Here is a 15,405-nt window from a genome sequence, read left to right as displayed (position 1 = left end):
TCTTTTATTTCCCTATCTCATTAAAAAGCAATACTTTTGCAACCCCAAAACAGTAGTAATATTAAAACATAATATATAATAAATAATAAAATATGACTAAGGCAGATATTATTTCAGAAATATCAACAAAAACCGGAATTGAGAAGGTTGATGTACAGGAAACAGTTGAGGCATTTTTCAAGGTTATCAAAACCAGCATGATTGGCGGTGAAAATGTATACGTTAGAGGCTTCGGAAGCTTTGTTGTTAAAAAGAGAGCGCAAAAAACTGCGAGAAATATCTCAAAAAATACTGCAATAATTATCCCAGAACACTTCGTTCCTAGCTTTAAACCAGCAAAAGTATTTGTTGATAAAGTAAAAAGCAATTCAAAAAAAATTAACGTAGAAGCCTAAGTCCTATATATGAATAGCAACATCAGATCAAAACAAACCATAGTTATTGGAGCGATTGTATTGCTTGTTGCATTCTTATTTACAAGAGACATTAAGGGTTTGGTTAAACCAACGGAAGAAAATGGAAAAATGCCTTCAAGTGGTCCAATGGCCGGAGCAGCTTCTCCATCAACTACATCGGCACTAAACCTCGAAACTTCGTCTACTGCTGCAAAGAATGTAATCAATAAGAATTTGGCTACAGACATTACAGCTTTAGAAAACAGCTACAAAGGCGCAAATGGCGCAGAGAAGATTGAACTTGCTAAACAACTGGCTCAGAAATGGGACGATGTTGAGCAAATTACGCCATCTGCACTGTATTTAGAAGTTGTAGCCGAAGGCGAACCATCATCAAAATCGTGGTTAGCTGCCGGTAATCAATTTATAAAAGCTTTTGAAAGCACACAAGATAGCATAGCGCAACCTGCTTTATTGCAGAAAGCCAATGTATCTTACAAAAACGCATTAGAGAAAGACTCTACAAACATTGAAGCTAAAACAGGCCTAGGTGTAACGATAGTAAACGGCTTAGGCGCACCAATGCAAGGTATTGCAATGTTGTTAGAAGTTGTTGCTAAAGAACCTAAAAATGTAAAGGCCAATATGAATTTAGGATTGTTCTCCATAAAATCAGGTCAGTTTGATAAAGCAATTCCTCGTTTTAACACCGTAATTGCCGCTGCTCCAACTCCTGAAGCCTATTTTTATTTAGGAACAGCTTTAGAAAATTTAGGCAGAAATAAAGAAGCAGTAAATGCTTACCTATCAAGCAAAAAATTAGCGGCTAACCCAACCTTATCTTCATTCATTGATAAGAAGGTGGCTGAACTAAAGAATAAAAATTAATTAACAGATTAATAAAAACATTTAAAACTTAAAACTATGCCAAGCGGTAAAAAAAGAAAGAGACATAAAATGGCTACCCACAAACGTAAAAAACGTTTAAGAAAAAACAGACATAAGAAAAAATAGTTTCTTATTTGATAAAGCCAGTTAAACCTCATAGTAAACACTATGAGGTTTAAACAATTTATATGATTTTTTTATTGTATATCTTTTTGGCTACATCACTGTTTTTATTTACTATCCATTTGTTAATAGGCGAAAGCCTTAAATCTGTAGCTGTTGGTAAAAGAATTAATTATCAATTCGACTCCTGCCGGAGTTACCATAGCGTTGATTGAAGACAAACAACTTGTTGAGCTTCACAAAGAACAAATCAATATTAACTACGCTGTAGGCGATATTTATTTAGGCCGCATTAAAAAAATTATGCCTGGCCTGAATGCCGCTTTCGTGGATGTTGGTTATGAAAAAGATGCTTTTTTGCATTACTTTGATTTGGGCCCTCAGGTGCAATCTTTAATTAAGCTAACGAAGATCAAGCGTAATGGCTCGGTTACAGGCACATTATTAGATAATTTAAAGCTAGAAGCCGATATTAACAAGGCTGGCAAAATTTCTGATGTGCTCAGTAAAAACATGCTCCTACCTGTACAAATTGCCAAAGAGCCAATTTCTACAAAGGGACCGCGTTTAAGTTCCGACATTTCGATTGCCGGCAGGTATGTGGTACTGGTGCCATTCTCCAATACCATATCTGTATCAAAAAAAATTAAAAGTAATACCGAACGTAATCGTTTAAAAAAGATTATTGAAAGTATTAAACCTCAAAATTTTGGGGTCATTATCAGAACCGTTTCTGAAGGCAGAGGAGTTGCCGAAATGCAAAAAGATCTTTTAGATTTAATTGCTAAGTGGGAAAATTTCATTAAAAAAATGCCATCTACCGAACCTTCAAAAAGAGTTTGGGGAGAAATGGACAGATCATCAACGTTAATCCGTGATATTCTGAACCCTGATTTTACAAACGTTTACGTGAGTACGCCAGAGCTGTACGATGATATCCGTTCTTATGTTCACGACATCTCTCCCGAAATGGAAAAGATCGTTAAACTATACAAACAGAAAGAACCTATCTTCGATCATTTTGGTGTAGAAAAGCAGATTAAAAACGCTTTCGGAAAAACAGTAAACTTACCAGGCGGTGCTTACCTTGTTGTAGAGCATACTGAAGCACTCCACGTTATAGACGTGAATAGTGGAAACCGTACTGCCAGTAAAGAAAATCAAGAAGAGAATGCTTTACAGGTAAACAAAGAGGCGGCCAAAGAAATTGCCCGTCAATTGCGCTTGCGCGATATGGGCGGTATTGTGGTAATCGATTTTATCGATATGCACAAACCAACAAACCGTAAAATGCTATTCGATTATTTGCGTGAGCTGATGTTATTGGATAGAGCCAAACACACTATTTTGCCTCCAAGCAAATTTGGTTTGGTACAGATTACCAGACAACGTGTTCGTCCGGAAATGAATATTGTTACGGTAGAAAAATGTCCGGCCTGCGATGGGACCGGAGAAATTAAAGCGAGTATCGTTTTAATGGATGATATTGAGAACAACCTTAATTATATTTTAAGAGAGCAGAATGAAAAAGGTGTAACCCTTTGCGTACACCCATACATAGAAGCTTATATTACAAAAGGCATTTTCAACCTTCAACGCCGCTGGTTCTTTAAATACGGCCAATGGATTAAAGTTAAGGCACAATCATCGTATCACTTAACCGAGTTTCACTTCATCTCCGCAAAAGATGAAGAGATTAAATTATAACTCAAAACACATTTAACAGAAAGCCCGGATTTTTTAAATCTGGGCTTTTTTGTTTAAGTGCATTTCAAACCCAAAATATTAATTAAGTGCCTCACTAAGTTGTGCTCAGATGACTTAGGTGGTCAATATTTTTGGAAAACAACTGTCCTGTGCGTTTTGGCCACTTAGTCCTGCTATCCCTCCAAGTCCTCACTCATTCTTCGCTCTGGGCTTTCCGTTCTATCCAGGTTTATCAACAATGGCTCTGCATTTTATAGTGATGTTTCAAACCTCGCAGGTTTTGAAAACCTGCGAGGTTTAACGTAAACGCGATTCGGGCAAACGATTAATTGTTCAAAAAAATAAAAACACTTTCAATCCTGAAAGGTTAAATTCGTAATCTAAAATTTTAATCAATTGGCAAAATCAAAAAGTGCATTTTTCTGTCAGAGCTGTGGCTACGAATCGGCAAAATGGTTAGGTAAATGTCCGTCTTGTAACCAATGGAATACCTTTGTAGAAGAAATTGTAGAGAAAAGCTCCGCTTCTGTCCCAACCTGGAAAAGCGATACTACTAGCCGCAAATTAAGCAAACCAAGCAAAGTTGATGAAATACAATCGTCAACTGAACGTAGAATATTAACTGGCGATAAAGAATTGGACCGCGTTTTAGGTGGTGGATTGGTAGAAGGATCGCTAGTGCTCATCGGCGGTGAACCGGGTATCGGGAAATCGACCTTGACGTTGCAACTGGCTTTAAATTTAAAGGGCAAAAAACTGCTCTATATCTCCGGTGAAGAAAGCGAACAACAGATTAAAATGCGGGCAGAAAGGATTCAGGAAAGCCCCTCGTCCAACTGTTACATTTTAACAGAAACTTCTACACAGAATATATTTAAGCAGGTCGAAATTCTTGAACCTGAAATTTTAGTTGTAGATTCTATTCAGACTTTGCACTCCGCTCATATCGATTCAACACCAGGCAGCGTATCGCAGGTAAGGGAATGTACTGCCGAATTATTGCGTTTTGCAAAAGAAACCGGCGTACCTGTTTTCCTTATCGGCCACATCACCAAAGATGGCGCTATTGCAGGGCCTAAAATACTCGAGCACATGGTTGATACGGTTTTACAGTTCGAAGGCGACAGGCACCACGTTTATCGCATCCTAAGATCCATCAAAAACCGGTTTGGTGCAGCCGCAGAACTCGGGATCTACGAAATGCAGGGCAGTGGTTTAAGAGAAGTTTCCAATCCATCAGAAATCTTGCTCTCACAACGTGATGAAGAGCTGAGCGGAATCGCCATAGCCGCAACCTTAGAGGGTGCCAGGCCGATGTTGATTGAAACACAGGCCTTAGTGAGTTCGGCAGCATATGGAACTCCTCAACGCTCAGCAACAGGTTTCGATACCAAAAGGATGAATATGCTCTTAGCTGTTTTAGAAAAACGCTGTGGCTTTAGATTAAGTACACAAGATGTTTTCTTAAATATCGCCGGCGGAATTAGAGTTGAAGACCCTGCAATTGACCTGGCGGTATTAATTGCCATAATATCATCGCATCAGGATATCGCTGTTTCTTCAAAAAACTGTTTCGCCGCAGAAGTAGGCCTATCGGGAGAAATTAGGGCGGTAAACAGAATCGAACAACGTATTGCCGAAGCAGACAAATTAGGTTTCGAAACGATTTACATCTCTAAATACAACTTGAAAGGAATTGATACAAACAAATACAACCTTGAGATTAAAGCAGTAAGTAAGATAGAAGAAGTGTTCAGCCTTGTTTTTGGATAGATAAAAGGTGGGGAAACAGCTCAACAAATTTCCACAGAAAGAAGATAATATTCTACACTCCTACAACATCATTGAATATTAGTAATCCGGCAAAAAAAACAACAACTACCTGTATACAAAGACATTAACTACAACCAAAGCAAAAATTAAACTTTTGGATTCTAGTTTGCCTATAACAATTTAAATGTACATCATAAAATGTGATTTGCAATTATAGGGATGATTTTCCCCGTTAATGGATGTTAGCGGGGATTTTTTGTTTTCATTATTAATGAAAAATTTTAAATAACTTTGATTAGATCATTAACCGGATAATTATAAAACCATGCAAAAAATCATTCTAAGCTTGGGCTTTTGCCTATTTACAGCATTTTCATTTGCTCAAAGCGCATACACTGGTCAAAAATTTGGAGAAGTTAAACCAGGCGATGTAAAACCTGCTGCAAAGATGGAAGCTGCCATGGGGGATAAAAAAATTGCCGATATGAAAATCGAAGGCAAGGTGGTAGATGTGTGTAAGAAAAAGGGCTGCTGGATGACTTTAGAAATGCCTAATGGCGATCCAATGCGGGTAACTTTTAAAGATTATGCGTTCTTTATGCCGATGGACATTGTGGGCAAAAAAGTAGTTTTGGATGGATTAGCAAAGAAACAAACCATCTCGGTAGAAACTTTACGCCACTACGCGGAAGACGCTAAAAAATCTCCTGAAGAAGTGGCCAAAATTACCGATCCTAAAAAAGAATTGGCTTTCGAAGCTAAAGGCGTAGTGATTTTGGATAAATAATTAATCTCCAATAGTTAGTCGTCACCCTGAACCGAGCCTTAGCGAGCTCACCGAAGGTAATTTATTTCAGGGTCTTAATGGCGGCAAAGAAAGATGCTGAAATAAATTCAGCATGACGAACTGAAAAACGGAACAAAAAATAACCCCGGTGCATATTCTGCATCGGGGTTACTTTTAAATGGTTTCCAAATTATAAAACCCAGTTCCAACCAAATTCGTCAGGTGCTAAACCGTAACGGATATCGTTTAATTTTTTAGCAATGCCATTAGAAATATGTCTTGTAGATGGGTCGGTCAATTTATAGCTCTGACCATTATAGCCCATTTCGCCTACATGTGTTACTGTAGCTGCAGTTCCTGCGGCAAAAGCCTCTGTTAAGCTTCCGTTTTCAATTCCTTCAATCACTTCTTTAACAGAAACCCTACGTTCTTCAACTTCTACTCCAGCATCTTTAGCCAGTTTAATAATAGTATCACGCGTTACACCATCCAAAACAGTACTGCGTACTGACGGTGTAACCAATTTGCCATTAATTACAAAAAGTAAGTTGGCAGTTCCAGCTTCTTCAATAAACTCATGCGTTACCGAATCTGTCCAGATCAATTGATCGTAACCTTCTTTTTTAGCTTGCTCGAAAGGATATAGTGAACGTGCGTAATTTCCAGCAGTCTTGGCAAAGCCTACACCACCTTCGTCTGCACGCGTAAATTCAGTTTCAATTTTAACCTTAAGTGCACTACTGTAATATGGACCAGTTGGTGTAGTTAACAAAGCAAATTTATAGGTATCAGATGCCTTAACGCCCAAATAAGGGTCCATTGCAAACATAACCGGACGGATGTATAAAGCATAATCTTCTTGATTAGGTACCCATTTCTCATCAACATTGATTAATGCGGCCAAACCTTGCATAAAAATTTCTTCAGGAATACCTGGCATCGACATTCTGGCTGCTGATTTGTTAAAACGTTCGAAGTTTTTATCAGCACGGAAAACACTAATTTTACCATCTGGTTGGCGGTAAGCCTTTAATCCTTCGAAAATCGCCTGTCCGTAATGAAGTGCAGAAATTGCCGGGCTCATCGGAATTGGGCCATAAGGAAGAATCTGTAAATTTTTCCATTCGCCATCTTCGTAGTCGGCAGTAAACATGTGATCGGTAAAAACCTTACCGAACGGTAATTGCGAAAAATCAGTAACAGCCAAACGTGTTTGCGCTGCTTTGGTGATTTTTATATCTAATGTCTCGGTCATTGTATTTGAATTTTGAATGGGTGAATAATCGAATGGCTGAGTGTTTTACCGCTCATTCTCTTTTTCAATAATTCGCTCATTCTGTCATTAATTATTTCGCGCAAATTAAGAAAAAACAGGCTTTTTTAATAGCTTTTTGCAATATTAATCTTTGTTTTTAAGTGTTTTAAGTACACTAAGCACCCAACCTTTACCCCACTCTTCTATTTGCTCACCGGTCCACAAGAACGGATAAAAGATTCTCTTCTGAAAACGCGGAGGCAGATACTTTTGCCAGTTGGTTCCACCTGTTGCTGCAATATCAACCGGATCTTTCTCCAAATAACGTACGGCCGATTTGTAGTGCGATAAAGGCCATTCTACATTTACATACAAATCTAACTTACGCAACTCCTCTGCAAGGGCAGAAACATCGGCTCCATTCGCTTGCAATTGATGGTATAAAGCTGAAAAATTGGTTAAAGTGCGATCTTTAGCCAGTTGTAGAAAATGAGCAGCATACTTTTTAATAAATTGCTTTAAGGTTAAAGTTTGCTTACCTGAAGACAGCTCGGTTGCACCGAATTTCCAGTAAATATTTTCGAATTGTTCTTCTATTGTTGCAGTCCTTAGTTCTTCGCGTTTGCTTTTATCTACCAATTGGATAAAATCTGTAGCACAGATCTCGATCATCCGGTACTGGCCAGATTGGAATCCACTGGCAGGCAATAACGACATGCGGAATTTCAGGAACTGCTCTTTCTCCATACCATCAACCATCACCTCGAAAGAAGTGGTTAAGGCATTGAAATAAGCGTTGATCCGTTTTACGCGTGCAGTAAAAAATTCGGCAGTTAAATTTTCATGTTCAGCAATCTGCCTGCATTCGTGCAGTGCAAGCTTAAAATAAAGTTCCGTGATTTGATGGTACATGATGAAAATCTCTTCATCCGGAATTGGTGTTTTAGGATTCTGTAAGCTCAGTAAAGTATCCAAATGAATGTAGTCCCAATAGGTTAAGAAATCGGCATATAAGAGCCCATCGAGGTACGATGCCATATCTTGCCCCATTGCCGTATACTTTTCTTGCAGTTGATGTAATTTGTCTTTTATTTCGGGTGTGAAATCCATGGTTTAAAGTTAGCTGCACAAAGGTGATAAAGATTTTGCAACAAATAACTAAATTTTATACATTTGGGACAATGGCGATGGAGTACCGCCAAAACCGCCCAAACAGGCTGATGACTCCTACGATTTTTATTTAAAATTGAATGCAAATGCCTGTTAAAAAACTAACAGAAGGATTTCTTCTGTCTATTAAACATTTTATTAAACTCGACTTCGGATTACTCTTAATCAGCACATTAAAGTGGCTATTGATTTCTGCAATATTGGGTGGGATTATAGGCTCTGCCTCTGCCCTGTTTTTAGAAACTTTAAACTGGGCAACCAATTACCGTGAACAGCACCTCTGGATTATTGCCTTTTTACCAATTGCGGGTATACTCATTGGCCTAGCTTACCATTACTGGGGTGCAGCCGTTGTAAAGGGCAACAACCTCTTAATTGAAGAATTACAATCGCCCAAAAATGTGATTCCGCTGATTATGGCGCCACTCATTTTTGCAGGCACGATTATTACCCATTTATTTGGCGGCTCGGCTGGAAGAGAGGGTACAGCTGTGCAAATTGGAGGAGCCTTTGCCGATCAGTTTACGAAACTGTTTAAACTTAAAGCCAGAGATCGAAAAGTGATCCTTATCTGCGGGATCGCTGCTGGCTTTGCCTCTGTTTTCGGAACACCTTTGGCAGGTGCAGTATTTGGATTGGAAGTTTTCGTTATTGGAAGTTTAACCTACAGTTCGATTCTTCCTTCATTTATTACAGCAATTATTGCCGATTATGCCTGCAAAAGCTGGGGTGTTGGGCATACCCACTATTCCATTTCTCTGGTGCCGGAAATGAATTCGATCAATTTACTGTTATCCTTAGGTGCTGGAATATTATTTGGACTGGTGGCGAGATCTTTTTCGGCCTTAAACCATGGTTTATCAAGTCTTTTCAGTAAAATCAAATACCCACCATTAAGGCCATTTATTGGTGGACTAGTTTTAATTGGCATTATTTACCTGATCGGAAATACACGATATATCGGCTTGGGCATTCCGGTTATTTCAGAATCCTTTGTTCAACAAGAAGCGTATTATACATTTGCGATCAAATTATTTTTAACAGCATTTACCCTGAGTGCAGGGTTTAAAGGCGGCGAAGTTACTCCACTTTTCTTTATTGGGGCCACACTGGGTAGTTTTTTGAGTTTCTTTATCCCCTTACCTCTTGGACTGTTGGCGGGAATGGGCTTTGTGGCTGTTTTTGCAGGGGCAGCGAACACCCCTTTGGCTTGTATTTTTATGGGCGTAGAGCTATTTGGTACCTCATCGGGAATTTATATCGCCTTAGCCTGTGTTACTGCTTACTTATTTTCAGGCCATACGGGAATTTATCGGTCGCAAACGATAGGTACACCTAAGCATTTGTTGTTGAAGAGGCATCAGTTTTTGAGGTAGGTATTAGGATAAAGATCGTTTGAAGTACTTTATTACACCGTTCGGGAACGAATATGAGTGTGGAAAAGTCGTCATCTCGACTGAAGCACAGTCCCGAACTTTCGGGAGAGAGATCTTAATATAGATTTCTCGACTACGCTGCGCTCCGCTACCATTGACGTTATTTTACAAACTATTATTAATCAGCACTTTAATCGCTTTCGCATTCCCGTCCAGCTAGGCCATAGCACTGCTATCCCCGTTCTACTTAAATCCGGCCTAACAAATTTTTCGGGCCGCACTGCTCAAGCCAACCCACTAGCTTCAAAAGAAAAATTTTCAGCCGGTGTTTTTTGTTTCTTTTTGACACCAAAAAGAAAGACGCCCGTCCGGCTAGGACAAATAAAACACCCCGTCCTGCGGACACCCCTCTAAAAGAGGGGAATTATATACCGCCTGAAATTTCAACGTCATTCATATTGATTTTTATAAAATAAATTACCCCTCGAAATGACGATACTGGTTAGTACAGCACCCTAAACTTTATGGTATGCTCGATCTTTTTAAGCGATTTAAACAATTGTTTATCGTATTCTGCATTGATATCGGTAATGGCATAGCCGATCTCAGGATTGGTCATTAAAAACTGGCTCACAATGTTAATGTCGTGCGTGGCAAAAACAGTATTGATTTTCGCCATAATACCCGGAACGTTTTTGTGGATGTGAATTAAGCGATGCGATTTCTCAATTTTTGGCAATTGTAAGTTAGGGAAATTACTGCTCAAATAAGTTGCTCCAGTATTCATAAAATCGGCAACCCTTTTCGGGATAAAATCGATATTACGTGGATTATTTTTAGGGTCATCGAAAACAACAATACCTTGTTTGGTACATAAATCGAGATCTATTTTATTTTTCGTATTACCTAAATAACCTATAGTTTTTAGTTTAGCTGCGTTTTTTAACTGTTCTTTATTTATTTTTTCGCCATCAGCTAAAAGAATAATTCCCACATCCTTTACGTATTTATCTTCAAAAGAAGTTTTATGCCTAATTGATAAACCATCATTTTTAAGGATAGAAATCGTTAAGGGATCAACTTCACCAATTACCAGGCAAAGGATTCTGTTTTTAGGATAAGAAATTGCACGCGGCAGATCGTTTACGTACAAAAACTCGTCGAAGCTTGGTGTTACATGGTCAGCTTTCGAAACAATACTTTCACGGGCTATATTCTCCGTAAATGCAAAAAATTTATTGATGATACCGCTTTCGCGCAACTGGAAATCAGAATATCCATCGCCAATACCGAATAGTTCGCCTTCGAGCTTTAAATGCTGAAGTAATTTTACTTTGCCACCCTCTTCACTTAAAGGATTGGTATGATCATAATCTATAATTTTACCATCGCCAGTGGTTACAAAGGTATTGGCATAAATATTTTCCTTTTTAATGTGGTATTGGCTCACTACAGGAGTAATAAATTCCTTAAATCCGCCAGAAACAATCAGCACCTCATCGGCATGTTTCTTAAAAAACTCAGCATTACGCGAAAAAGAGGTAGACACTTTCTTTTTCAAATGTTTGATGAGTTGTTTTAAATGATCTTCGTTAGCTTCTAGAAGCTTAACACGTTGTGCTAAACTTTCGGAGAAGGAAAGTTTTCCTTCCATGGCAAAATTGGTATAATCTTCAATTTTTTGAAAAATCGCCTCTTTATCTGGGTGGTTCTTTAGCGAAATTCGTGCAAGTTCATCAAGTGCTTCTACCTGTGTAAAGGTACTGTCAAAATCGATGATGTAATAGGCTTTCTGTTTGGGCATTATCTTAAATGTTGGGTAATTTCTTTTATGCTTTCGGCAACCGGCTTAAAGGTAATGCCAGTTTCCGTTTTTATTTTATTGTTATTGTAATAACTTAAGGTTAAACTGCTCTTTGCAGCATCTTTAGTGATGGAAGGTTGTTTACCAGTGAATATGGATGCAAATTTTAGCGCCCTCCAGGCTATTCCGAGCATCCATGGTTTTACCTCTCTTTTTGGTGCTTTAACGCCAAAACCCTGTGCAATTTCGCTGAACAGATCTTTATAATGATAATCATCGGCAGAAATGATATACCGTTCTCCCGAAACTTCCGCCTCCATTAACAAGATCATCGCTTTGGCCACATCTTCAACATCTACAAAACCAGAAGCCCCATCGGTGTAAAAGGGAAAACCACCTTTTATCAGTTTAAAAATTGCTCCACTCCCCTCAAAGCCCGCATTTTTACCGATAATTACCGATGGGTTAACAATGATAGCGTCTAAACCTTCAGTAATGCCCCGCCAAACTTCCATCTCACCCTCGTATTTCGATAAACCGTAGGCGTGTGCTCTGGCATCATATTCCCAAAAGTCTTTTTCAGTAATTTTATTACCCTTTTTGGCATTTCCTAACGCAGCAACTGAGCTTACATGCAATAAACGGCAACTATTTTCGGCACAAAGATTTACAATGTTCGAGGTTCCTTCTATGTTTACATGGAAAAGTTGCTTTTTATCTTTTGGGTTGAAGGACACAAAAGCTGCGCAATGGTAAACTTTGGTAATCCCGATAAAGGCATCTTCCAATGCAGAAGGCTCGTTAATATCAGCCTCAAACCATTCAATGAGTGGGATATTCTGGATTTGTGAAGGGATTTTAGATTTCTTCCGCCTCAAGGCCCGAACAGTTAAACCCCTATCGGTTAACTGCTTAATTAATTCAGATCCTAAAAATCCAGTTCCTCCGGTTACCAGTATCATTTTATTTTTTTCGAGCTATATGTGGAAATACGCATTCAAAAATAGATATTTGAGCCGAGAGTTTTAAATATATGTCATTAACGGATTTCTTTTCCCCTATAAACCCTGATAGTTTTACACCCAAGCAAGGATTTTTCACAAGTCAGCTGGGGTTAAAAGCGCAGATTTACACCGAATCGTTCCCCGATTTTGAGGAGCACACCTACGATCTGGCAATTTTTGGGGTACTTGATGGAAGAGGCGCCGTTAACAATGAAGGCTCTGCCCTGGCACCCGATTATTTTAGAGAGAAATTTTATAAACTCAACGAAGGTGCTTTTAATAGCAGGATTATCGATTTAGGCAATATTAAACACGGCGCAACCATTGGCGATACCTACATTGCCATCAAGATGGTGGTTTCGGAACTGATTAAAAAAGACATTATTCCAATCATTATTGGCGGTGGACAAGACTTAACTTATGGCCAATACCTGGGTTATGAAGATTTAGAGCAAAAAGTAGATCTGGTGGTTATAGATAACCAATTTGACATTGGCGATGACGACAATGAAGGAATTGCTACCCGCTCGGACTGTTACCTGAACAAAATTTTCCTGCACCAGCCCAATTACCTTTTCAATTTTAGCAATGTGGGTTATCAAACTTATTTTGTAAACCAAGAAAGTTTGAGCGTGATGGATAAATTATATTTTGATGTACACCGCTTGGGTGAATTTGCTCAGGACATTACCCTAACAGAGCCCATTATCCGTAATGCAAACATGATTAGCTTTGACATGGGCGCTATCCGTTCTGCAGATGCCGCAGCAAATGCGAACACCACGCCAAATGGTTTTGATGGCGAAGAAGCCTGTCGTATTGCCCGTTATGCTGGCATGAATGATAAGTTGACCTCAATTGGTTTTTACGAGTTTAATCCGGCCTATGACAATAATGGACAAACGGCCTTCTTACTTGCTCAAATGGTATGGTATTTTGTTGATGGATTTTATGCCCGAAAAAAGGATTTTCCGCTAACACCGAAATCACAATTTATGATCTATCGAACCAGTTTAAAAGACGGTTCGGGAGAAATGATGTTTGTGAAAAGCAAAAAATCAGACCGCTGGTGGATGCAGGTCCCTTACCCTTCGGGACAATCTAAAAACGAGCGTTACCACCTTGTGCCTTGCAGATATGATGATTACCAGACTGCTGTTAATGGCGAAATGCCCGATTTATGGTGGAGAACCTACCAAAAGCTGAACTAAAAGCTATCCCTGAAACAGTCTATCATAATTTTACACAGCTATTTACGTTTTAGCGGTACAGATTTCTATATTTGGACAAGATTAAACTAACCTCATGAAACCATCATGATTTTCAATATCACAAAGTAAAATCAACAAATCATGATAGCTTTATCACCAATGAAAAAAATATTATACAGATGAAAAAACTATTATTATCTGCGATGGCACTATTGCCCCTTGCAGCCTTGGCACAGAAGCCATTTACAGTTAATGGCGATATAAAAGGATTGAAAACCGGAGATAAGGTTTACCTGATCTATCAGGGAGATGGTAAAAACATTACCGATTCGGCAACTGTAACAAATGGCACTTTTGCATTTAAAGGAACATTGTTAAATCCTGCACAGGGAAGTCTTTTCTTAAACAAAAACCCTTACGTAAACCGTCCGGCACAGGGTGAGAAATTAGATGCTTTATCGCTATATGTAGAGCCGGGAAATATAAAGCTAGCGGCAACGGATTCTTTAAAGAAAGCAACAATTACTGGCTCACCAGTTAATGACGATGCAAAGAAATTAAAAGCATTAACTAAACCTGTAGCAGATAAACTTGCTGCAATTAATGCGGAATATGCAGCCTATACACCCGAGCAAAAACAAGATAAAGCTGTTATGGGCGCTTTAGGTGCCCGTTATGAAAAAGAAGCTGCTGGAATGGCTCCATTATTATTACAGTATGCAAACGGCAATCCAAAATCATTTATCGGCTTAAGCGCAATTAGCCAATTGGCTGCAGATCCTGATCAGGCAACAGCAGCAGAAAAAGCTTTTGTCGCATTATCTCCAGACTTGAAGGCAACTACAACAGGTAAAAAACTTGCTCAAATATTCGATGCTGGAAGAAAAACCGCTGTAGGTGCCATGGCTATGGACTTTACGCAAGTTAATACTGCAGGTAAACCTGTTAAACTATCCGATTTTAAAGGTAAATACGTACTGGTAGATTTTTGGGCATCATGGTGTGGCCCATGCCGTCAGGAAAACCCAAATGTGGTAGTAGCTTACAACAAATTTAAAGATAAAGGCTTTACTGTATTGGGTGTTTCGTTGGATGGAGGAAATACCAGAACAACTAAAGCAGCATGGCAAAAAGCCATCGAAGCCGACAAGTTAACCTGGACGCATGTATCTGATTTGAACGGCTGGAGCAATGAAGTGGCTCAAATGTATGGCATCCAATCAATCCCGGCTAATTTCTTGATTGATCCAACGGGTAAAATTATTGCTAAAGGATTAAGAGAACAAGCGTTACAAGACAAACTTCAAGAATTACTTGGAAGTAAATCGAAATAAAAAAGCATTCAAAACAAAGAAAGCCCCAATCAAAATTGGGGCTTTCTTTGTTTATACGAAAACGCATTATGCAGATTTTAAGAAATCCAATACGTTGATAAAATAATTCTCCAACCCTTCGTAAGGGTCTTCTCCCGGAATCCACGATGCGAATTTCCAATATTCCCAATCTGCATTTTCGATTACCGGCGGGATTAGAAGAAAATATTGCTCTTCCCCTAAGCCAGCAACAATAATGCTTCTGGCCAGTTTAATTGCTACCTCAAGCAATTCGATATTTTCTGTCCAAACTTCGATCAGCTGTGGATCAACATCCTTTAGAAATGCAATATCACTTGCTTTTGAAAACGACGGATCAACGTGTTCATTTGGCGTGGTAAATCCATTGGCAATCAACAGAAAATCTTTATAATCCGTTGGAAACGTTACTCCTAGTCTTGCTTCAGCCTCTTGTATTTCAGCTAAGGTAGCAGGCTGATTACCTAGCCACTTTGCTTCGGTTTGCTCAGGTGTAAAACTAAACTCTCCTTGTTTAATTGCGATTTCGGAGATCTTCTTAAGTACTTTTTTCAACTTAT

At 38.9% G+C, this 15,405-nt stretch carries 13 protein-coding genes and 1 riboswitch; of the genes, 8 read left to right on the top strand and 5 right to left on the bottom strand.

Annotation, left to right across the window (positions count from 1 at the left end; genetic code table 11):
* The first annotated feature begins 92 nt into the window (after positions 1–92).
* The 5 genes from J7E57_RS00350 (at position 93) to J7E57_RS00330 (ending at position 5,673) form a co-directional block, all read left to right on the top strand.
* Entirely contained in the window at positions 93–395 is a 303-nt protein-coding gene (locus tag J7E57_RS00350; protein ID WP_025143406.1) for an HU family DNA-binding protein, read from the top strand.
* Between the two features lie 9 nt (positions 396–404).
* Positions 405–1,283, top strand: a complete 879-nt coding sequence (locus tag J7E57_RS00345) for a tetratricopeptide repeat protein (RefSeq protein ID WP_215129509.1) — start codon at positions 405–407, stop codon at positions 1,281–1,283.
* Between the two features lie 279 nt (positions 1,284–1,562).
* The gene (locus J7E57_RS00340; protein ID WP_029274483.1) at positions 1,563–3,113 is read left to right on the top strand and encodes a ribonuclease E/G; all 1,551 of its coding nucleotides are present in this window, start codon (positions 1,563–1,565) and stop codon (positions 3,111–3,113) included.
* A gap of 396 nt (positions 3,114–3,509) precedes the next feature.
* Positions 3,510–4,886, top strand: a complete 1,377-nt coding sequence (gene radA, locus J7E57_RS00335; protein ID WP_215129507.1) for a DNA repair protein RadA — start codon at positions 3,510–3,512, stop codon at positions 4,884–4,886.
* Between the two features lie 325 nt (positions 4,887–5,211).
* On the top strand, positions 5,212–5,673 hold the full coding sequence (locus tag J7E57_RS00330) for a DUF4920 domain-containing protein (protein ID WP_215129505.1): 462 nt from the start codon (positions 5,212–5,214) through the stop codon (positions 5,671–5,673).
* A 190-nt stretch (positions 5,674–5,863) separates the two neighbouring features.
* On the opposite strand, the gene J7E57_RS00325 is transcribed toward J7E57_RS00330, so the two are convergent.
* Positions 5,864–6,928, bottom strand: a complete 1,065-nt coding sequence (locus tag J7E57_RS00325; RefSeq protein WP_029274480.1) for a branched-chain amino acid aminotransferase — start codon at positions 6,926–6,928, stop codon at positions 5,864–5,866.
* A gap of 144 nt (positions 6,929–7,072) precedes the next feature.
* Positions 7,073–8,038 carry a tryptophan 2,3-dioxygenase family protein gene (locus tag J7E57_RS00320; protein WP_215129503.1) on the bottom strand — a complete coding sequence of 322 codons (966 nt, stop codon included), beginning with the start codon at positions 8,036–8,038 and terminating at the stop codon, positions 7,073–7,075.
* Between the two features lie 64 nt (positions 8,039–8,102).
* Positions 8,103–8,165: riboswitch (Fluoride riboswitch) on the top strand.
* A gap of 19 nt (positions 8,166–8,184) precedes the next feature.
* Between J7E57_RS00320 and J7E57_RS00315 the strand changes: the two genes are divergently transcribed.
* The gene (locus J7E57_RS00315; RefSeq protein ID WP_215129501.1) at positions 8,185–9,474 is read left to right on the top strand and encodes a voltage-gated chloride channel family protein; all 1,290 of its coding nucleotides are present in this window, start codon (positions 8,185–8,187) and stop codon (positions 9,472–9,474) included.
* 502 nt (positions 9,475–9,976) lie between these two features.
* Here J7E57_RS00315 and J7E57_RS00310 read toward each other — a convergent pair.
* Positions 9,977–11,278, bottom strand: coding sequence for an HAD-IB family phosphatase (locus tag J7E57_RS00310; protein ID WP_215129499.1), 1,302 nt, complete (start codon positions 11,276–11,278; stop codon positions 9,977–9,979).
* Positions 11,278–12,240 (bottom strand): NAD-dependent epimerase/dehydratase family protein, encoded by a 963-nt coding sequence (locus J7E57_RS00305; protein ID WP_215129497.1) that lies wholly within the window; start codon positions 12,238–12,240, stop codon positions 11,278–11,280. The genes J7E57_RS00310 and J7E57_RS00305 overlap by 1 nt, the downstream gene beginning before the upstream one ends.
* A 71-nt stretch (positions 12,241–12,311) precedes the next feature.
* On the opposite strand from J7E57_RS00305, the gene J7E57_RS00300 reads away from it, so the two are divergent.
* On the top strand, positions 12,312–13,493 hold the full coding sequence (locus J7E57_RS00300; RefSeq protein ID WP_215129495.1) for a formimidoylglutamase: 1,182 nt from the start codon (positions 12,312–12,314) through the stop codon (positions 13,491–13,493).
* A gap of 179 nt (positions 13,494–13,672) precedes the next feature.
* Positions 13,673–14,827 carry a TlpA disulfide reductase family protein gene (locus J7E57_RS00295; protein WP_215129493.1) on the top strand — a complete coding sequence of 385 codons (1,155 nt, stop codon included), beginning with the start codon at positions 13,673–13,675 and terminating at the stop codon, positions 14,825–14,827.
* 66 nt (positions 14,828–14,893) lie between these two features.
* Here the strand turns inward: J7E57_RS00295 and J7E57_RS00290 are convergent, their stop codons facing one another.
* Positions 14,894–15,400, bottom strand: a complete 507-nt coding sequence (locus J7E57_RS00290; protein WP_215129491.1) for an SMI1/KNR4 family protein — start codon at positions 15,398–15,400, stop codon at positions 14,894–14,896.
* Positions 15,401–15,405: the final 5 nt, after the last annotated feature.

This window comes from Pedobacter sp. ISL-64 (assembly GCF_018613605.1).
Classification (GTDB): Bacteria; Bacteroidota; Bacteroidia; order Sphingobacteriales; family Sphingobacteriaceae; genus Pedobacter.
The sequence above is the reverse complement of the archived record's forward strand: the minus strand, read 5'-3'. Positions and strand labels throughout refer to the sequence as shown.

What these genes read in the sequence shown, in the direction of transcription:
- J7E57_RS00350 (WP_025143406.1), top strand. Translation starts at nt 93, where the DNA reads ATGACTAAGGCAGATATTATTTCAGAAATATCAACAAAAACCGGAATT.
- J7E57_RS00345 (WP_215129509.1), top strand. Translation starts at nt 405, where the DNA reads ATGAATAGCAACATCAGATCAAAACAAACCATAGTTATTGGAGCGATT.
- J7E57_RS00330 (WP_215129505.1), top strand. Translation starts at nt 5,212, where the DNA reads ATGCAAAAAATCATTCTAAGCTTGGGCTTTTGCCTATTTACAGCATTT.
- J7E57_RS00325 (WP_029274480.1), bottom strand. Translation starts at nt 6,928, where the DNA reads ATGACCGAGACATTAGATATAAAAATCACCAAAGCAGCGCAAACACGT.
- J7E57_RS00320 (WP_215129503.1), bottom strand. Translation starts at nt 8,038, where the DNA reads ATGGATTTCACACCCGAAATAAAAGACAAATTACATCAACTGCAAGAA.
- J7E57_RS00315 (WP_215129501.1), top strand. Translation starts at nt 8,185, where the DNA reads ATGCCTGTTAAAAAACTAACAGAAGGATTTCTTCTGTCTATTAAACAT.
- J7E57_RS00310 (WP_215129499.1), bottom strand. Translation starts at nt 11,278, where the DNA reads ATGCCCAAACAGAAAGCCTATTACATCATCGATTTTGACAGTACCTTT.
- J7E57_RS00305 (WP_215129497.1), bottom strand. Translation starts at nt 12,240, where the DNA reads ATGATACTGGTAACCGGAGGAACTGGATTTTTAGGATCTGAATTAATT.
- J7E57_RS00300 (WP_215129495.1), top strand. Translation starts at nt 12,312, where the DNA reads ATGTCATTAACGGATTTCTTTTCCCCTATAAACCCTGATAGTTTTACA.
- J7E57_RS00295 (WP_215129493.1), top strand. Translation starts at nt 13,673, where the DNA reads ATGAAAAAACTATTATTATCTGCGATGGCACTATTGCCCCTTGCAGCC.